The sequence below is a fragment of the Qipengyuania sp. MTN3-11 genome, assembly GCF_042851825.1.
Taxonomy (GTDB): Bacteria; Pseudomonadota; Alphaproteobacteria; order Sphingomonadales; family Sphingomonadaceae; genus Qipengyuania.
This window is the reverse complement of the sequence record NZ_BTGM01000001.1, coordinates 311,630-328,901: the sequence shown is the minus strand read 5'-3', so window position 1 is coordinate 328,901 and position 17,272 is coordinate 311,630. Positions and strand designations below refer to the sequence as shown.

Below are 17,272 nucleotides of genomic sequence, written 5' to 3'. Positions count from 1 at the left end.
GATGCGGCTGTGGCCGAAGAGCCTGCTCGGCCAGACCTTGGCCGCGACCGCGCTGGCCCTGCTGGCGACGCAGCTCTTGTCCTCGGTCCTGCTGTTCCGCGCCGCCGAGGAGCGGCGGGAGACCGCCCTGCTCAACGCCGCCGCCTTCCACCTGATCGGCGGCGCGCGTTGGGGCGGGCCGGAGGGCATTCGCGAGGGGGCGCCCCGGGCGCGGTCCGCGCCGCGGTTCGGCCGCGAGCCGGGTTCCGACCGGCGCGGGCGCCGGGGCGGGCGCGACGGCCTGCCGCGCCGCCTCAACTACCGGCTGGCCGATGCCGCTCCCCTGCTACCCGGCGAAACCCGCGATCTGGCGCGCGAGGCGGCGCTGCGCGCGCTTCTGACCCGGCAGGACATCGCCGTCGCCGATGTCGTCGTCACGCACCGCAGTCTGGACGCCGATCCGGTGGCGCGCGAAATGGCCGCGCGCGTCCCGCGCCTGCGCGCCCGGCTGGCTCGCAAGGACCGCGAACTGCTGGTCGCCGGCCTACGGCGCGAGGGCATCTCGCAATGGGAGGTCGCGCGGGTGCCGATCCGCGAGCGCGAGAACCGGGTGGTCTCGGCGATCGTCCTTCAGACTTTGGTGTTGTTCGCCATCCTCATGGTGCTGCTGTGGCTGATCCTGCGGCGGATCACCCGCCCGCTCGCCGAACTGCGCGCACGGACCGAGACCTTCAGCATCAGTGGCGCACCGTCCGAGCCGCTTTCCGCGCGCGGGCCGTCCGACATCGCCTCGCTGATCGCGGCGCACAATGCGATGGAAGCGCGAATCGGCGCCATGCTCGACGAGAAGGACGTGATGCTCGGGGCGATCGGCCACGATCTCAAGACGCCGCTGGCCGCGCTGCGCGTGCGGATCGAGGGGGTCGAGGACGATGAGCAGCGCGCGCGCATGGCCGCCACCATCGACGAGCTGGCGCGGACTCTCGACGAAATCCTCGAACTCGCCCGGGTCGGCCGCGCCGATGCGCCGCCCGAACGCGCCGAACTGACCGCGCTCGCCGCCTCGGTGGTCGAGGAGTTCGAGGACATGGGCGAGCCGGTGACCCTGGCCGAGGGACCGCGGATCAACGCGCCGGTCCATATCACTTGGCTCAAGCGGGGCCTGCGCAACCTCGTCGCCAACGCCCTGCGGTACGGCGGCGGCGCGCATGTCGCGGTGCTGCGCGAGGGCGATACGATCGTGCTGCGGGTGGAGGACGAGGGCCCCGGCATACCCGAGGACCGGATCGCGACAATGCTGGAGCCCTTCGTGCGCGGCGAGGCGAGCCGCAACCGCGAGACCGGCGGCGCGGGCCTCGGCCTCACGCTGGCGCGGGCGGTGGCCGACCAGCACGGCGGAAGGCTGGTGCTGGCGAACCGTGCGGAAGGCGGGCTGCGCGCCGAGCTGCGCATTCCCGCCTAGCGCATCAACCCGCCGAGAATATTGCGGACGAAAGCGGTCGCGCCGGTGCGCAGGGGATCGGCGCTCGATTTCCTGCCGAGCGCCTTGGCGACGGCGATCGAGGCGACCGAGCCCGCCGCCGCGCGTATCGCGCTCTTGCCGGCCGTCCCCCAGAACGAGGTCGATTTCCGCGCCCGTCTGCCGACCTCTTCGCGGCCCTTCGCCTCGACCTCTTCCGCCGTGGCGGCGGCATCGGCGGCCTTGGCGGCGAGCACTTCCTCCGCGCTCTCGCGGTCGACCCGCTCCTCGTACTTCCCCGCGTGCGGGCTGACCGAATTGACGATCGCGCGCTCCTTCGCCGTCAGCGGGCCGAGTCGGCTGCGCGGCGGGGCGATCAGCGTGCGCTGGACCACGGAAGGCGCGCCGTCGGGCAACAGGGTCGAGACCAGCGCCTCGCCGACCCTGAGCTCGGTAATCGCCTGCTCGACATCGAGTTCCTCGTTGATCCGGAACGTCTCGGACGCCGCCTTGATCGCGCGTTGATCGCGCGGGGTGAAGGCGCGGAGCGCGTGTTGAACGCGGTTGCCGAGCTGCCCCGCGATCTCCTCGGGAATGTCGATCGGGTTCTGGGTGACGAAATAGACGCCGACACCCTTCGATCGGACCAGCCGCACCACCCGCTCGATCGTTTCGTGCAGCGCCCTGGGCGCATCGTCGAACAGCAGATGCGCCTCGTCGAAGAAGAAGACCAGCTTCGGCTTCTCCGGATCGCCGACCTCGGGCAGCGTCTCGAACAGTTCGGCGAGCAGCCAGAGGAGGAAGGTCGCATAGAGCTTGGGGCTTCGCATCAGCCGGTCGGCGGCGAGCACGTTGACGATCCCGCGCCCCCGTTCGTCGAGCGCGAGGAAATCGTCGATCTCGAGCGCCGGCTCGCCGAAGAACTGCCCCCCGCCCTGGCTGTCGAGGCCGAGCAGCTGGCGCTGGATGGTGCCGACGCTGGCCCTGGTGACGTTGCCGTAGCGCGCGCTGAGCGCCTTCGCGTTCTCGGCGGTGTGGGCCAGCACCGCCTGCAGATCCTCGAGATCGAGCAGCAGCAACCCCTCCTCGTCGGCGAAGCGGAAGGCGACGTTGAGCACGCCCTCCTGCGTCTCGTTGAGGTCGAGCAAGCGGGCGAGCAGCAGCGGGCCCATCTCGGAAACCGTGGTGCGGATCGGATGGCCCTGCTCGCCGTAGAGATCCCAGAACACCACCGGATTGTCGGAATAGGCGTAGTCCGCCATCCCCAGCTCCCGCGCACGGCTTTCGAGCTTTTCGGCGTGCTTGAACGTCGGCGAACCCGGCATGGCGATGCCGGAGAGGTCGCCCTTCACGTCGGCGACGAAGACCGGAACGCCGCGAGCGGAAAAGCTTTCGGCGAGGCCCTGCAGCGTCACCGTCTTGCCGGTGCCGGTCGCTCCCGCGATAAGCCCGTGGCGGTTGGCCTGGGCGAGGCGGAGGTGCTGGCGCTCGCCATTGGCGGCGAGGCCGAGGAAGATATCGTCCAAAGCAGGGCTCCCGATTGCATCAAGCGATCCTTCCACGCGGTGTGGCCCAGCGCGACCCGCCGGGTCAACGCTCGACATGACGGGACTGCGCGCTAAGACGGGCGGCGATGGTCACGCGCACGCCCCTGGTCCTGCTCGACGACGCGCGGGATGAGGGCGCGGCGGATGCGCTGCTCTTCGAAAATCCGCGCGCGATTTTCGTCGCGCGGCGGCCGGAGGAAGTCGCGCCGGCTCTGGAGGCGGCCGATGCCGCACTACGCGCCTCGGCAGGGGGCGGCGGGACACTCGCCGGCTATCTCGCCTACGAGGCGGGGCTGGCCCTCGAGCCGAAGCTCGCCCCGCGCGCCGCCGCCCGGAGCGGCGCGGCGGGACCCCTCGTCTGGCTGGGGCTGTTCGAGGATTGCACCCGGATAACGGCGGCGGAGATGCCCGAATGGCTGGCCGCCCGCGCGCCCGGACCGGCCGGGCTGGGCCCTCTCGATCCGCAAATCTCTCCCGGTGCCTACGAAACCATGTTCGCCCAACTGCAGGAAGCGATCCGCGCAGGGGACATCTATCAGGCCAATCTCACCTTCCCGCTGGCGGGCGGGTTCACGGGCGACCCCGTGGCGCTCTACGCGGCGCTGCGCCCGGCGGCGAAGGCCGGCTACGGCGGGCTGGTGTTCGACGGGTCGCACTGGCTGCTCAGCCTCTCGCCCGAACTCTTCGTCTCGCTCAGGGGCCACGCGGCCAGGACCAAGCCGATGAAGGGCACCCGCCCGCGCAGTGCCGATTCGAAGACCGACGCCGCGCTGCGCGACGATCTGGCGCGATCGGAGAAGGACAAGGCCGAGAACCTGATGATCGTCGACCTGCTGCGCAACGATCTCAGCCGGGTGGCGGAGCTCGGCAGCGTCCGGGTGGACGAGCCCTTCGCGGTCGAGAGCTATCCGACCGTCCACCAGATGGTGAGCACCGTGCGCGCCGATCTGGCCGCGGGGAAGACCGCGGTCGATCTCGTCCGTGCGCTGTTTCCCTGCGGTTCGATCACCGGCGCGCCGAAGATCCGCGCGATGGAATTGATCGACGCCATCGAGCGCGATGCCCGCGGGCCCTATTGCGGCGCCATCGGGCGGATCGGACCACCGGACGATAACGGAGGCGGGAATGCCGCCTTCAACGTCGCGATCCGCACGCTGCGGCTGACCGAGATCGAGAACGGGCGCGGCAAGGCGGTGCTCGGGGTAGGCGGCGCAGTGGTCGCCGACAGCGATGCGCGGGGCGAATGGCGCGAGGCCTTGCTCAAGGGCGGTTTCGCCCGCGCCGCCGGTCCGGAACTGAAAGCCGCGAATTTCGACCTGATCGAGACCATGCGCTTCGATCCGGACGGCGGGATCGCCCGGCTCGAATTGCACCTCGCCCGGATCAGGGACAGCGCGGCGGCACTGGGCTTTTCCTTCGACCGGCACGAGGCGCGAAATTGCCTCCACGCCCTGTGTTTCGATCTCGACAGCCCGATGCGCATCCGCCTGCGTGCCGCGCGTCGCGGAGCCATCGCGGTGGAGGCCGGGGCACTGCCCGATCCGTGGCCCGACCCGGCGGAGGCGGTAATCCTGCCGTTGCCGGTCGATCCGGGCGACTGGCGGCTGCGGCACAAGACTTCGGACCGCGGCTTCTATGATGACGCCCGCGATGTCGCGGCGCTCCAGGGCGCACAGGAGGCGATCCTGATCCGCGAGGACGGCCTGCTGACCGAAGGCGCGATTGCGAACATCTTCGTGCGCGATGGCGAGGGAATGCTGCTCACGCCGCCGGCTGCGCGCGGCCTGCTGCCCGGCGTGCTGCGCCAGGCGCTGCTGGAGAGCGGCGAGGCGCGCGAGGCGGACCTGACGCCGGACGATCTGGCGGAAGGCTTCTTCCTCGGCAATTCGCTGCGCGGGCTCGTTCCCGCCAGGCTGGCGTCGTGACCGCGCCCGCGATCCTGTTCGAGGACGGCGAGGCGCTGGTCATCGACAAGCCCGCCGGGCTTGCCGTCGAACGTCCGCGCAAGGGCGGGCGGAGCCTCGAGGATCACGTCGAGGCTTTGAAGCTCGGCTTCCAGCGCGCCCCCGTGCCGGTCCACCGGATCGACACCGACACCAGCGGCTGCCTGCTGCTGGCGCGCAACCCCAAGGCGCTCAAGCGCTTCAATCTCGCCTTTGCGGAACGCAAGGTGGAAAAGCGCTATCTCGGCGTGCTCGACGGGGTGCCGAGCGGGACGGAGGGGACGATCGAACTCGCGCTCGCCAAGATCAGCAGCGCCGAGAAGGGCTGGCGGATGATCGCGGCGAAGAAGGGCAAGCCGGCCATCACCCACTGGCGGCTGATCGAGGAACGCGATGGACGGACGCTGATCGAGTTCCGCCCCGAGACCGGGCGCACGCATCAGATCCGCATTCACGCGCTCGCGGGTCTGGGCGCGCCGCTGCTCGGCGACCCGGTCTATGGCGCAGGACGGGGCGCGGCGCGCACCACGCTCCATGCCGCCGAGCTGACCGTTCCACGCGAGGGCAAGCCGCCCATCGCGGCAACGGCCCCGCTCCCTGCCGATTTCGCGGCGCTCGGCTTTGCCGATGGCCAGGGCTGATGGGGCGCATTGCCGACCGCGCGCTGGAGATCGCCGAGGAGAAGTTCGTCGCCGGGTCGGGGCCGGGCGGGCAGAACGTCAACAAGGTCGCGACCACCGTCCAGCTCCGGGTCGACGTCTTCGCGCTGGGACTGGACCCGGAAGCCTTCGCCCGGCTCAAGGAGATCGCCGGCAGCAAGCTGACCAAATCCGGCGAACTGCTGATCGCGGCCAACGAATATCGCACGCAGGACCAGAATCGCGAGGCGGCGCGCACGCGCCTGCTGGCGATTCTCGACCAGGCGCTGACCCCGCCGCGGAAACGCAAGAAGAGCCGGCTCAACCGCGTCGGCAAGGTCAAGCGGCTCAAGGCCAAGAAGGAGCGCGGCGCGGTCAAGGCCAGTCGCGGACCGGTGAAGCTCTAGCGAGCCATCCCGGAAATCTTGACTTGCCCCCCGGAATCGCCCATGGGGCGCGCCGGAACGGCGGTGCTGCTCGCGCCGCCCTTATTTTTTCAGACTCAGGAATTCACGATGGCGAAGCCCGCAACCGTCAAGATCAAGCTCGTCTCGACCGCAGACACGGGCTTCTATTACGTGACCAAGAAGAACCCGCGCAACATCACCGAGAAGATGACCTTCCGCAAATACGATCCCGTCGCGCGCAAGCACGTCGAGTTCAAGGAAGCCAAGATCAAGTGATCTGAAACCCGGGGCTGAATGGCGGGAACGCTTGCAGTTCACGGGTGGTTCAATGCTCCGATCCTACAGCTGGAGCATGAAGAAATTGCGCATTCCGCTTAGCACATCGTTCGGTTCGGCCCTGGCGCTCGCCATGGTCGCCGCCGCCCCCGCAACCTACGCGCTCGCCCCCGCGCCTGCCGTGGCCCAGTCCGCCGCCGATCTCGATCGCGCGGTCGAGGCACTGCGCGGCATCTCGACGATGAAGGCGAATTTCACCCAGACCGACCGGCAGGGCCGGACCATCGGCGGGGTGCTGACGCTGAAACGGCCGGGCAAGATCCGCTTCGAATACGAAAAGAGCGCCAACATGCTGGTCGTCTCGAACGGCAGTTCGCTCTATCTCGTCGATTACGAGGTCGATCAGGTCCAGCGCTGGCCGATTAGCAATTCGCCCTTGGGCGCGCTGCTCGATCCGAGCCGCGACGTGAAGCGGTACGGCAAGCTGGTTTCCAGCGGCAATGCCAATGTCGTCGCCGTCGAGGTGCGCGATCCCAAGCGCCCGGAATTCGGCGTCATCACTCTGATCTTCACCCGCGACGCCTCGGCGCCCGGCGGGCTGCAGCTGACCAATTGGGTGGCGCTCGATTCGCAGAACAATCGCACCACCGTGCGGCTGTCGAACCAGCGTTACGGCGTCTCGGTGGCGGACAGCGCGTTCACCTTCCGCGACCCGCGCCGCTCGTCCCGCCGACCGGGTTGAACGGCGCGCGGACGAACGGTTTTCCCGTTGCGGCAAATCGCGCGGTCGCGTTCATAAAGGGTCAATCCCGCCGGGCCTATTTCTACTCGCACAGGACGGATGAAGACGGGTTCCCCCCTGTTGCCTGTCATTCGGTACCCGACCTGTTCAAAGCGTGACGAACGCGAAAAGGAACCCTCGTGCCAATGCCCCCGGCACGAGGGTTTTTTGTTGTCTCACTCCCAGCCGAATGCGCGGCGGATGATGTCGTAGATCCGGTTCTGCTCGATCACGCCCTTCACCGCGTCGGCACCCGGTCCCTCGGCATAGAGCGCGACATCCTCGCCACCGTGGGTTTCCGAGCCCAACGGCACCAGCGCCTGCTGGCGCGCATCCACGCCGGTTTCGGGCACCGGACGCTCTCCGGCGACCGCGCCGGGGCCGTTGGCGTAGCCGAGCGTGGTGTACGGCTTGCCGTCCTTCGCCAAAACGGGTCCTTCCCCGGCCGGCCCGTCCTCGCCGCCGCCCTCGGGCGCTTCGACGAGGCCGAGGATCCGATTGCCGCGTCTGGGATAGCCGGCGATGGTGAAGACGTGGCTGTGATCGGCGGTGACCATGATCAGCGTCTCGTCGGGATCGGTGTTGTCGATCGCGTACTGGATCGCGTTGGCGAACTCGACCGCCTCCTCCAGCGCATAACCCGCCTGGCCCGCGTGGTGGGCATGGTCGATCCGCCCGCTCTCGACCATCAGGTAATAGCCTTCGGGATCGCGGCGGAGCCGCTCGATCGCCGCGGCGGTCATCGCGGTGAGGGTCGGCTCGCTGCTGTCGGCGGTGCGATCAACTGAATAGGTCATGTGACTGGGCGAAAAGAGCCCGAGAACCGGCCGGTTGGCCGGTGCCGCTTCGAGCGCGGCCCCGGTGGCGACGACCGTCCCGCCCGTCCGCGCCGCCCATTCAGCGGGCAGATCGTCCGCCTCGCGCGTGCGACCGCCCTGGCCGGCGGACCCGTAGAAGGTCCCCCTGCCCCCGCCGAGCGCCAGGTCGAAATCCGCGTCGACCAGCTGGCGGGCGATGTCCCGGCAGCCGAAATTGGCCTGTTCCGACGGGATTTCCCCGTCCATTTCCCAATTGCGATCGACGCTGCGGGCATAGACCGAGGCGGGCGTGGCATGGGTCAGCCGCGCGGTGCTGACGATGCCGAGCGCAAGGCCCCGGCGCTTCACCTCCTCGCCGAGCAGGGGCAGGTGATGCTCCTCGCCGACGCGGCAATCCCCGCGCGGTGCCTCGGGCCCGATGCCGAGCATGCCGATCCGGGTCTTGACGCCCGTGTGCATCGCGCTCGCCGTGCCGGCGCTGTCCGGCACCTGGGCATCGGTGTTGTAGGTCTTGACCAGAGCGACGTGATCGAAGGTTTCGAACGGCAGGACATGTTCCTCGCCGCTCTGCCCCAGCTTCTGGCCGGCATAGATCCGCGCGGCGGTGATGGTGGAGATGCCCATCCCGTCGCCGATGAAGAGGATCACGTTCTTCGCGCGCGGCGCATCCGCCTCTGCCGAAGCGACCATGCCGGCACCGGCACCCCCTGCCCCGGTGGTGGTGCAGCCGCCGAGCAGCGGCCCGGTCGCGGCGATGATGGCGAGGGCGATAGGGAAGCGGATCATGGCGCGATTTCCTTGGCGATTCGGAACTATGGCGCGCCTACATGCAAGCCGGAAATGACGAAACCGGGAAGCTTGCCGCAGCCTTGCCCGGCCCCTAGGTGATCGGCCATGCTTTCTATCGCCAGCTGGAACATCAATTCGGTGCGCCTCCGCATGCCGATCGTCGAACGCTTCATCCGCGAGCAGGCGCCCGACGTGCTGTGTTTGCAGGAGATCAAGTGCCAGGAGCACCAGTTCCCCTACGAGGCGTTTCGCGCGCTCGGTTACGAGCATTTCGCGGTCCACGGGCAGAAGGGCTATCATGGGGTGGCGACGGTGGGTAAAGTGCCGTTTCGCGATTTCTCCAGGCACGACTGGCAGGACAACGGCGAGGCGCGGCATGTCGGGGTGGAGCTGACCGATCCGGCGCATCAGGGCGCGATCGTCGAGAACGTCTACATCCCCGCCGGCGGCGACATTCCCGACCGCGAGCAGAATGCGAAATTCGGCCAGAAGCTCGATTTCCTCGAGCGGATGGCGCGCTGGGCCGACGGGATCGACCGGCCGACGCTGATCGTCGGCGATTTCAACGTCGCCCCGCTCGAAAGCGACGTGTGGAATCACAAGCAATTGCTCAAGGTGGTCAGCCACACGCCGATCGAGGTCGAATCGCTGCAGCGGTTCATGGATGCGCACGGCTGGGCCGATATCGGCCGCCAGCACATTCCCGACCCTCGGCGCTATTACAGCTGGTGGAGCTACCGCGCCAAGGACTGGAAAGCGAACGACCGCGGTCGGCGGCTCGATCACATGTGGGCCAGCCCCGCGCTGGCGGCACAGGCGGTCGGCCACAGCGTCCACGAGGATGCCCGCGACTGGGACAAGCCGTCGGATCACGTCCCGCTGGTGACGGAGTTCGACCTCTGAGCGAGGCGGAAGGATCGGCCAGAAGCGCCGCGCAGGCGGTCGATGCGCTGCGCCACGGCTGGCCGATCGCCGTCGACGACGCTCCGCCGCTCCAGCCGATCGAGACGCTCTATCGCCCGGACCTTCGCGCAGAGACCCTGCTGATCTCCGCCAGCCGCGCGGCGACGCTCAAGCTCGCCAACCAGTGCGCCGCCGCGGTGCCGGGCGAGCCGGTGCTGCTGCGCGGGGCCGAGACCTTCGATCCCGACGCGGCGCTGGCGGTGGCGGACCCCGCGCTCGATCTCGCGCGTCCGCTCAAGGGCCCGTTCAAGGCGCTCGACTGCGCTTGGCAGCAAGCGGCGCGCACCGCGCTCGAACTGGCCAGGATCGCCGGCATCCTGCCTGCCTTCATGGTCGATCCCGACAACGTGGATGAGGCCTTGAGGGTAACGAGCGCCGATTGCGCCGCCTTCGCGGACCCGGCCGCGCTGCAGATCGCCAGCCGGGCGCGCCTGCCGGTAAGCGCGACCGCCGATGCCGAGATCGTCGCCTTCCGCAGCCCGGCGGACACGCGCGAGCATGTCGCGCTGGTGATCGGCACGCGCGATCCCTCGCGCCCCCCGCTCGTGCGCCTCCATTCCGAATGCCTGACCGGCGATGTTCTCGGCAGCCTCAAATGCGATTGCGGGCCGCAGCTCGACGGCGCGCTGGCGGCGATGGCGCGTGAGGCACGCGAGAACAATGGCTGGGGGGTGCTGCTCTACATGCGGCAGGAGGGTCGCGGGATCGGGCTCGTCAACAAGCTGCGCGCCTACCGGCTGCAGGACCAGGGGTTCGACACGGTCGATGCCAACACCAGGCTGGGCCTGCCCGAGGAGGCGCGCGATTTCCCCACCGCGGCGCGGATGCTGAAGCTGCTTCGGATCGACGCGGTCCGGCTGCTGACCAACAACCCCGCCAAGCTCGATGCCCTGGCGGCGCACGGGATCACCGTGACGGAACGCGTGCCGCACGCGCTGCCGGACAACGCACATAATGCGCGCTACCTCACCACAAAGCGCGACCGTTCGGGACATCTGCTGCCCTGATCGCCCACCGCTCCGAGCGGTCCGAAACCTCGCCCCGCAGGTTTCGCGCCCGGCTTCATCGCCAACCCGTTGGTCATTTTTGGAAAGAATGCGCGACCTCGTGCGTTGTCGAACAAATCCCGCAAGGCTGCGGGACAAGACAAAACCCGAGGTTCGACCCATGCGTTCGCTTTTCATCCGCCCCCTGCTCTCGCTCGCCGCGGCCGCGGCGCTGATCGGCAACACACCGGCCGAAGTCGATGGCCCGATCGTCGGCGGCGAGGATGCGCGGGGCTTCGCTTCGGCGAAGGGCGATGCCGAGACAGACGCTGCCGAGCTGTTCCGGGCCGGTGCCGAGAAGGGCGACGCCTATTCGCAATGGCGGCTGGCGGTGATGATCGACGAAGGGACCGCGCAAGGCACGCTGGAAGAAGCCGTTGCCCTGTTTCGCAAGGCCGCGGGACAAAAAAGCTCCGACGCGATGGTCGGGCTCGCGGTGATGCACGCGACCGGGCGCGGCACCGCGCGCGACCACGCAGCGGCGATGCGCTATTACCAGGCGGCCGCCCGCATGGGAAACGCACATGGATTGCAGGGCATCGGCGTGCTTTACGCCAATGGCGAGGGTGTCGCGCAGGATCTCGACGAAGCGCTGGCCTACTGGCTGGTCGCGAGCGCGGCGGGCGACGAGAATGCGCAGGTCTTGCTGCTGGAACACATGCCGCAGTCGGGCAACGATATCTCGGACGAGACTCTGGTGCGGGCCGATCGCATTGCGCGCAATTACAATGTCCCGGCGCGCTTCGAGATGGCGTCCGGGAACGGGTTCTAACGCCGCTCCAGCCGGGTCAGCCCGCTGCCGAGCGTGTTGCCCTCGATCACCAGCCGGTCCCCGGTCCAGTCCGCAACGAAGGCGCTCGACCGGCGCAGACCGGGCACGAAGCGCGCGTCGTTGCCGACGATACGCAGACCGTCGGAGCTGTAGCTCGCCCCTTCCGCACCGACCGCGACGAAGGCGGAGTAATTCTCCTTGTCGCGCCCCTGCACGAAACGGTTGTTCTCGACCGCTCCGGTGCCGCCATTGGGCAGATCGACCATGTAATTGGTCGCCTGGCCGCTGCTGTCGTCGAAGCTGCTGTCGCGCACCACCGTGCTCTGCGCGCGCGATTTCAGGTAATGCCCGCCGGTCCCGCGTTCGAAGCGGGTGCGGGTGACCACCACCTCGCCGAGCTCGCCGGCATAGATCGAATGGGCGCAGCCGCCCGAATACTCGCAGGTGCCGAGGCCGGAGAAGGTCGATTTGTCGATCGTCAGCCGCCCGTCGGGATCGCCCGCGGTGAGGATGCCCTGCTGGCTGTCGCGGAACCAGCTTTGCGAAACGGTGACGTTGCCGCGCTCCATGCGGATGCCGGCGCCGTTGCCGTCCTCGACCGCCATGTCGGTGAAGACGATGCCTTCGACGAAGGTGCTCTCGCCGCGCAGGACGAGCGCGGCCTTGCCCTCGCAGGTCACCCCATCGAACACGGTCTGGCCCGGCACGCTGGCGCGGATCGCGGTGCGTCCAGCCTCCTGCACCGCGCATTCGCGGTAGGTTCCGGGGGCGACCACCACCGAGCCGCTGCCGGAGCCGATGGCGTCAAGCGCATCCTGCAGCGAAGAGTAGGCGCGGCCGGTTTCGGCGACGGTGAAGGGAGCGCTTGCCGGCTGTGCGAGCAGCGCAGCGGCGGGAAGCGCGGCGATCGCCAGACCCGCCAGCAGGCCGACCATCCAGACGGATGGTCGCGAATCGACATGAGGCGCGCGCGAAGGCATGCGGTCGATCTAGTCGGTATTGGTTAAACCGTCGCTAAGGCAAAACGGCTGTCCCGTTGCGGGACCGTCATTCCTCCCGGGCGGGAGGCCGGCCCCGGCGGGGCGGGCGCGCCGAGGGCACCTCGATCCCCCGGCGCGCCAGTGCCTCGCGCAGCAACACCTCGATCTCGGCATTGGCACTGCGCAGTTCGGCGGCCGCGAGCCGCTCGACCGCGGCGTGGACCGCCGGGTCGAGCCGCAGGGCAAAGGCTTTCTTCTGGGGCACAAGTCCGGCCGTTGCTCCCTACTGGTAGAGCGTGCCGGCGTTGACCACGGGCTGGGCCTCGCGCTCCCCGCACAGGACCACCATCAGATTGGAAACCATGGTCGCGCGGCGTTCGTTGTCGAGATCGACAATTCCGTCCTGGCTCAGCTTCGTCAGGGCATCCTCGACCATGCCGACCGCACCGATCACCAGCTTGGCACGGGCGGCGATCACCGCCTCGGCCTGCTGGCGGCGCAGCATGGCCTGCGCGATCTCGGAGGCATAGGCGAGGTGGGTGAGGCCGGCTTCGTCGACCACGATACCCGCCACCTTCACCCGGTCGTTGAGTTCTTCCAGAAGTTCGTGGTTCACCACCTCGCCGCTGCCTCGCAGCGTGGTCGCCTCGCCCTCGAAATCGTCATAGGGGTGGCGCGATCCGACCGTGCGCAAACCGGCCTCGATCTGGATGTTCACGAATTGCTTGTAATCGTCGACGTCGAAGACCGCCTGGGCTGTGTCGCGGACACGCCAGACGACGTTGCAGGCGATGTCGATCGGATTGCCGCGCAAATCGTTGATCTTGACCCGTTCCGAATGGATGTTGTGCGCGCGCACCGAAATCTTCTGGCGCATGATCCAGGGCCATACCCAGCGCAGCCCCTCGGTCCGTTCGGTCCCTCGGTATTCGCCGAACAGGGTGAGGACGGCGGCTTGGTTGGGCTGGATCATGAAGAAGCCGAGCAGCACCAGCAGAAACAGCAGGGATGCCCCCACCAGGACCGAGACGAACAGTGCAACCGGCGCTCCGCTCGCGCCGCCATCGGGCAGCCAGGCGGCAAAATCCCATGCCGCGAGCGCGAGCAGCGCCAACAGAACGAGAAGCCAGGGATAGCCGCTCATGGTGGAGCCGGCGGTTTCCCTGCTGGTGTTCATGCCCTTGAGTTCGATCGTCATCGCGAATCACCTCCTGCCTGTCGATATAATTATGATATCGTATTTATATCGGACCGGGGAAGCGGTCAATTGTCGGCGATGACCTTGAGGAACCGCGCTCCGTAGGCGTCGAGTTTCTTCGCCCCGATGCCCGCGATCGAGCCGAGGTCCGCCAGCGAGGCGGGGCGTGCGGCAGCCATTTCGCGCAATGTCGAATCGTGGAACACGACATAGGGCGGCACCCCCGCCTCTTGCGCCAGTTCGCGGCGCAGATCGCGCAGCGCCTCGAACAGCGGATCGTCGACCGGATTGGGGGCGCTGTCGCGACGCCGGCGGCCGCTCCCTTCGCGACCGGCGGGATGGACGACGATCTCGACAGGCTTCTCCCCCTTCAGGATCGCCTGGGCATCGCCGCCGAGCGCCAGCCCGCCATGCTCGGTCGCGACCAGCGCGCCGCGGGCCTGCAGCGCGCGCGACAGGGGACGCAACAGTGCGGCCTGCTCGTCCGCGACGATCCCGAACACCGAGAGCCGGTCGTGTCCGCGCTGGCTCACGCGCGAGTCCGCGGCCCCGGTCAGCACCTTCTGGACATGACCGAAACCGAAGCTCTGCCCGGTGCGATAGACCGCCGAGAGCAGCTTGCGCGCCAGTTCGGTGACGTCGGTGACGCCCGGCTGCTCGAGGCAATTGTCGCAATTGCCGCATGCCTCGGGCGGGTCCTCGCCGAAATGCCGGAGCAGCACCGCCCGCCGACAATGCGGCGTCTCGACCAGGCCGGCCAGGGCATCGAGCCGGGCGCGCTCTCCCGCCTGCCGCGAACCCTCGACCTCGCCCAGCCGCTGGCGCGCGGTGGCGAAATCGCCCGCGCCCCAGAACATCGTCGCCAGCGCCGGATCGCCGTCGCGGCCCGCGCGGCCGGTCTCCTGGTAATAGGCCTCGATCGACTTGGGGATCCCGGCATGGGCGACGAAGCGCACATCGGGTTTGTCGATCCCCATGCCGAAGGCGATGGTGGCGACGACCACCATGTCCTCCGACGCGACGAAATCGGCCTGGTTGGCGGCACGGGTCTGCGGATCGAGTCCCGCGTGGTAGGGCCGCACCTCGCGCCCCGTCGCCGCGGCGAGCTTTTCGGCAAGATCCTCCACCTTCCGGCGCGTCGGCGCATAGACGATCCCCGGCCCCGGCTGCCGCCGCATCAGATCGGCGATCTGGCGCACCGGATTATCCCGGTGCCGTATGGCATAGCGGATGTTCGGCCGGTCGAAGCCGGCGAGCACCAGTCCGTCCGCCGGAATGCCGAGCTGTGCCAGCACATCCGCCCGGGTCTGCGCGTCCGCCGTCGCCGTGAGCGCGAGGCGCGGGACCTGCGGGAAGGCATCCATCAGCGGGCGCAGCTGGCGATAGTCGGGGCGGAAATCGTGCCCCCATTCGGACACGCAATGCGCCTCGTCCACCGCGAACAGCGCCGGCGGCGCGGCGGCGAGCAGATCGCGGAAACCGGGCTGGCTCGCTCGTTCGGGCGCGACATAGAGCAGGTCGAGTTCGCCGGCGCGATAGGCGGCGATCGTCTCGCGCCAGTCGTCGTCGACGCTGGTCAGGGTCGCCGCGCGGATGCCGTTGGCCCGGGCGCTGCGCAGCTGATCGTGCATCAGCGCGATCAAGGGGCTCACGACGACGCAGCACCCCTCCAGCATCACCGCCGGCAACTGATAGGTCAGCGACTTGCCCGCTCCGGTCGGCATCACCGCCAGGGTGGAAAGGCCCGTCAGCGTTCGTTCGACGACTTCGGCCTGCGCCCCGCGGAATTCCTCGAACCCGAACACCCGGCGAAGCTCGGCTCGCGCGGGGGCTAGAACATCTGCTGTATCGATCGCGGCAACCATGCGTGGGGCCCTGGCAGAACGGCCCGGTGAAATGAACGGGCTCAGACGCATTTTCCCCTTGGCCGGGGCTCGTGCGCGGTATTAGGGTCGCCGCGATCAGACCTCTGAGGAGAACCCCGATGAAATTCCGCCTTGCCCTCGCCGCGCCCGCCATCCTCGCCCTCGCCGCCTGCGGCAGCGCCGACGATGCCTCGACCGAGGCCGAGGCCGATACCGTCGAGATTCCCGCCAACGAAGCGCTGGAAGGCATCGACGACGCGCCGGTGATCGATGCCGACGCCACCGTGACCACCGAACCTTCCGACGTCGACCCGGCCGAGGAAGCCGCCGCCGAGGCGCAGAACATCGAGGATGCCGGCAACAACGCCGCCGACACCGCGGCCGAAGCCATGGACGCGATGGACGAGACCGAGTGATCGTCGCGCGGGCACTCCCGCTTCCGGCCCTCCTCGCGCTCGCCGCCTGCGGCCCTGCCGAGACCGACCCCGGGCCGGGCGGGGTGACCGTGGGCGAAGCGCGCGCGCTCGACGAGGCCGCCGCGATGATCGACCAGCGGCGCACCCCGGCCGAGGCGCTGGACGAGGACGAACCGGTCGAAGAGGAGAGCGCCGAGAATGCCGGTGAGTGACAGCCAGACGAACGAAGGCATGGATGCCGAGACCTTCGCGCAGTTCCACGAGCAGCTCGAACGCTACGTCCGCGAACGGCTGATTCCCGCCGAACCCGATGTCATCGCGCACGACAAGGTCCCCGACGACATCCTTGCCGAGATGAAGGAGATGGGCCTGTTCGGCCTGACCGTGCCGGAGGAATTTGGCGGCGCGGGTCTCAACATCACGCAATATGCCAAGATCGTGAAGACCATGGCCTATGCCGCCCCGGCCTTCCGCTCGATCTTCTCGATCAACGTCGGCATGTTCAACTCGGCGATCAAGAACGGCGGCACCGAGGCGCAGAAGGCCCAGTGGTGGCCGCGGATTGCCGAGGGCGCGATCGCCTGCTTCGGGCTGACCGAGCCGGGTTCGGGCAGCGATTCGGCGGCGATGCAGACCACGGCACGGCCCGATCCGGCGGGCAACGGCTGGATCCTCAACGGCACCAAGCGCTACATCACGAACGCCCCGCACGCCGACGTCGGACTGATCATGGCGCGCACCGAAAAGGATGCGCTGCCCAAGAACGCGCATGTCAGCGCCTTCGTCGTCCCGATGGACACGCCGGGCGTCAGCGTCGGCAGCCCCGACAAGAAGATGGGCCAGGCGGGCAGCCACATCGCCGACGTCATGCTCGACGATGTCCACGTGCCCGGCGAAGCGCTGCTCGGCGGCGAGACCGGGCAGGGCTTCCGCTTCGCCATGATGAGCCTCGACAACGGCCGCATCTCGGTCGGTGCGGCGAGCGCCGGCTATGCCCGCCGCGCGCTCGATTCCGCGGTGAAATACGCCAGCGAGCGTCAGGCCTTCGGCGAACCCATCGCCAACTTCCAGCTGATCCAGCAGATGCTCGCCGAAAGCTGGACCGAGATCTACGCCGCCGAGGCGATGATGGCCGACGTCACCGCCCGGGTCGACCGCGGCGAGAACACGGTCAAGCACGCTGCCGCCTTCAAGGTCTTCGCCTCCGAAATGTGCGGCCGGGTGGTCGACCGGGTGGTGCAGATCTACGGCGGCGCAGGCTATCTCGCCGAATACGATGCCGAGCGCTTCTTCCGCGATGCCCGCATCTACCGCATCTACGAGGGCACGACGCAGATCCTCCAGCTGCAGATCGCCAAGCACATGCTGCGCGACTTCGCCGCGGGGCTCTGAGCG

General features: G+C 68.7%; 18 protein-coding genes. 12 read left to right on the top strand and 6 right to left on the bottom strand.

The features are described from left to right. Window position 1 precedes the first annotated feature (1 nt). Complete coding sequence (locus tag ACGHN1_RS01625) at window positions 2-1,441, top strand: ATP-binding protein (protein WP_390547757.1); 1,440 nt, start codon at window positions 2-4, stop codon at window positions 1,439-1,441. On the opposite strand, the gene ACGHN1_RS01620 is transcribed toward ACGHN1_RS01625, so the two are convergent. Continuing rightward, window positions 1,438-2,964 (bottom strand): helicase HerA-like domain-containing protein, encoded by a 1,527-nt coding sequence (locus ACGHN1_RS01620; protein ID WP_390547755.1) that lies wholly within the window; start codon window positions 2,962-2,964, stop codon window positions 1,438-1,440. The two genes, ACGHN1_RS01625 and ACGHN1_RS01620, sit on opposite strands and share 4 nt — an antisense overlap. 107 nt (window positions 2,965-3,071) lie before the next feature. Between ACGHN1_RS01620 and pabB the strand changes: the two genes are divergently transcribed. From pabB to ACGHN1_RS01595, 5 genes are all read left to right on the top strand, one after another. Next, entirely contained in the window at window positions 3,072-4,910 is a 1,839-nt protein-coding gene (gene pabB, locus ACGHN1_RS01615; protein WP_390547753.1) for an aminodeoxychorismate synthase component I, read from the top strand. Beyond that, window positions 4,907-5,569 carry an RluA family pseudouridine synthase gene (locus ACGHN1_RS01610; RefSeq protein ID WP_390547751.1) on the top strand — a complete coding sequence of 221 codons (663 nt, stop codon included), beginning with the start codon at window positions 4,907-4,909 and terminating at the stop codon, window positions 5,567-5,569. The genes pabB and ACGHN1_RS01610 overlap by 4 nt, the downstream gene beginning before the upstream one ends. Beyond that, window positions 5,569-5,973: an alternative ribosome rescue aminoacyl-tRNA hydrolase ArfB gene (gene arfB, locus ACGHN1_RS01605; protein ID WP_390547749.1), complete on the top strand. Its 405-nt coding sequence runs from the start codon at window positions 5,569-5,571 to the stop codon at window positions 5,971-5,973. The genes ACGHN1_RS01610 and arfB overlap by 1 nt, the downstream gene beginning before the upstream one ends. A 108-nt stretch (window positions 5,974-6,081) precedes the next feature. Beyond that, entirely contained in the window at window positions 6,082-6,249 is a 168-nt protein-coding gene (rpmG, locus tag ACGHN1_RS01600; RefSeq protein ID WP_067682697.1) for a 50S ribosomal protein L33, read from the top strand. Between the two features lie 76 nt (window positions 6,250-6,325). Beyond that, on the top strand, window positions 6,326-6,991 hold the full coding sequence (locus ACGHN1_RS01595) for an outer membrane lipoprotein carrier protein LolA (protein ID WP_390549731.1): 666 nt from the start codon (window positions 6,326-6,328) through the stop codon (window positions 6,989-6,991). 215 nt (window positions 6,992-7,206) lie between these two features. Here ACGHN1_RS01595 and ACGHN1_RS01590 read toward each other — a convergent pair whose 3' ends face one another. Then, complete coding sequence (locus ACGHN1_RS01590) at window positions 7,207-8,634, bottom strand: alkaline phosphatase (protein ID WP_390547747.1); 1,428 nt, start codon at window positions 8,632-8,634, stop codon at window positions 7,207-7,209. A 108-nt stretch (window positions 8,635-8,742) separates the two neighbouring features. Here ACGHN1_RS01590 and xth point away from each other — a divergent pair, with 108 nt between their 5' ends. From xth to ACGHN1_RS01575, 3 genes are all read left to right on the top strand, one after another. Further along, window positions 8,743-9,540, top strand: coding sequence for an exodeoxyribonuclease III (gene xth / locus ACGHN1_RS01585; protein ID WP_390547746.1), 798 nt, complete (start codon window positions 8,743-8,745; stop codon window positions 9,538-9,540). Next, window positions 9,537-10,607, top strand: a complete 1,071-nt coding sequence (gene ribA / locus ACGHN1_RS01580; protein ID WP_390549729.1) for a GTP cyclohydrolase II — start codon at window positions 9,537-9,539, stop codon at window positions 10,605-10,607. Before xth ends, ribA begins: the two co-directional genes overlap by 4 nt. A 160-nt stretch (window positions 10,608-10,767) precedes the next feature. Then, complete coding sequence (locus tag ACGHN1_RS01575; RefSeq protein WP_390547744.1) at window positions 10,768-11,418, top strand: tetratricopeptide repeat protein; 651 nt, start codon at window positions 10,768-10,770, stop codon at window positions 11,416-11,418. Here ACGHN1_RS01575 and ACGHN1_RS01570 read toward each other — a convergent pair. The 4 genes from ACGHN1_RS01570 to recQ form a co-directional block, all read right to left on the bottom strand. Continuing rightward, on the bottom strand, window positions 11,415-12,398 hold the full coding sequence (locus ACGHN1_RS01570; protein WP_390547742.1) for a right-handed parallel beta-helix repeat-containing protein: 984 nt from the start codon (window positions 12,396-12,398) through the stop codon (window positions 11,415-11,417). The two genes, ACGHN1_RS01575 and ACGHN1_RS01570, sit on opposite strands and share 4 nt — an antisense overlap. Before the next feature lie 67 nt (window positions 12,399-12,465). Beyond that, entirely contained in the window at window positions 12,466-12,663 is a 198-nt protein-coding gene (locus ACGHN1_RS01565; RefSeq protein ID WP_390547740.1) for a toxin-antitoxin system HicB family antitoxin, read from the bottom strand. An 18-nt stretch (window positions 12,664-12,681) separates the two neighbouring features. Continuing rightward, complete coding sequence (locus tag ACGHN1_RS01560; protein ID WP_390547738.1) at window positions 12,682-13,596, bottom strand: SPFH domain-containing protein; 915 nt, start codon at window positions 13,594-13,596, stop codon at window positions 12,682-12,684. 65 nt (window positions 13,597-13,661) lie between these two features. Beyond that, window positions 13,662-15,461: a DNA helicase RecQ gene (gene recQ, locus ACGHN1_RS01555; RefSeq protein ID WP_390547736.1), complete on the bottom strand. Its 1,800-nt coding sequence runs from the start codon at window positions 15,459-15,461 to the stop codon at window positions 13,662-13,664. Window positions 15,462-15,580: 119 nt separating this feature from the next. Here recQ and ACGHN1_RS01550 point away from each other — a divergent pair, with 119 nt between their 5' ends. The 3 genes from ACGHN1_RS01550 to ACGHN1_RS01540 are packed head-to-tail and all read left to right on the top strand — an operon-like array spanning window position 15,581 to window position 17,269. After that, entirely contained in the window at window positions 15,581-15,877 is a 297-nt protein-coding gene (locus tag ACGHN1_RS01550; protein WP_390547735.1) for a hypothetical protein, read from the top strand. Beyond that, window positions 15,874-16,089: a hypothetical protein gene (locus ACGHN1_RS01545; protein ID WP_390547733.1), complete on the top strand. Its 216-nt coding sequence runs from the start codon at window positions 15,874-15,876 to the stop codon at window positions 16,087-16,089. Before ACGHN1_RS01550 ends, ACGHN1_RS01545 begins: the two co-directional genes overlap by 4 nt. Then, window positions 16,076-17,269 (top strand): acyl-CoA dehydrogenase family protein, encoded by a 1,194-nt coding sequence (locus tag ACGHN1_RS01540; protein WP_390547732.1) that lies wholly within the window; start codon window positions 16,076-16,078, stop codon window positions 17,267-17,269. Before ACGHN1_RS01545 ends, ACGHN1_RS01540 begins: the two co-directional genes overlap by 14 nt. The last annotated feature ends 3 nt before the right edge of the window (window positions 17,270-17,272 follow it).

Coding starts and splice junctions, on each gene's coding strand:
- ACGHN1_RS01575 (WP_390547744.1), top strand. CDS start 10,768: ATGCGTTCGCTTTTCATCCGCCCCCTGCTCTCGCTCGCCGCGGCCGCG.
- arfB (WP_390547749.1), top strand. CDS start 5,569: ATGGGGCGCATTGCCGACCGCGCGCTGGAGATCGCCGAGGAGAAGTTC.
- ACGHN1_RS01595 (WP_390549731.1), top strand. CDS start 6,326: ATGAAGAAATTGCGCATTCCGCTTAGCACATCGTTCGGTTCGGCCCTG.
- ACGHN1_RS01560 (WP_390547738.1), bottom strand. CDS start 13,596: ATGACGATCGAACTCAAGGGCATGAACACCAGCAGGGAAACCGCCGGC.
- ACGHN1_RS01550 (WP_390547735.1), top strand. CDS start 15,581: ATGAAATTCCGCCTTGCCCTCGCCGCGCCCGCCATCCTCGCCCTCGCC.
- rpmG (WP_067682697.1), top strand. CDS start 6,082: ATGGCGAAGCCCGCAACCGTCAAGATCAAGCTCGTCTCGACCGCAGAC.
- recQ (WP_390547736.1), bottom strand. CDS start 15,461: ATGGTTGCCGCGATCGATACAGCAGATGTTCTAGCCCCCGCGCGAGCC.
- ACGHN1_RS01625 (WP_390547757.1), top strand. CDS start 2: ATGCGGCTGTGGCCGAAGAGCCTGCTCGGCCAGACCTTGGCCGCGACC.
- ACGHN1_RS01590 (WP_390547747.1), bottom strand. CDS start 8,634: ATGATCCGCTTCCCTATCGCCCTCGCCATCATCGCCGCGACCGGGCCG.
- xth (WP_390547746.1), top strand. CDS start 8,743: ATGCTTTCTATCGCCAGCTGGAACATCAATTCGGTGCGCCTCCGCATG.
- pabB (WP_390547753.1), top strand. CDS start 3,072: ATGGTCACGCGCACGCCCCTGGTCCTGCTCGACGACGCGCGGGATGAG.
- ACGHN1_RS01570 (WP_390547742.1), bottom strand. CDS start 12,398: ATGCCTTCGCGCGCGCCTCATGTCGATTCGCGACCATCCGTCTGGATG.
- ACGHN1_RS01540 (WP_390547732.1), top strand. CDS start 16,076: ATGCCGGTGAGTGACAGCCAGACGAACGAAGGCATGGATGCCGAGACC.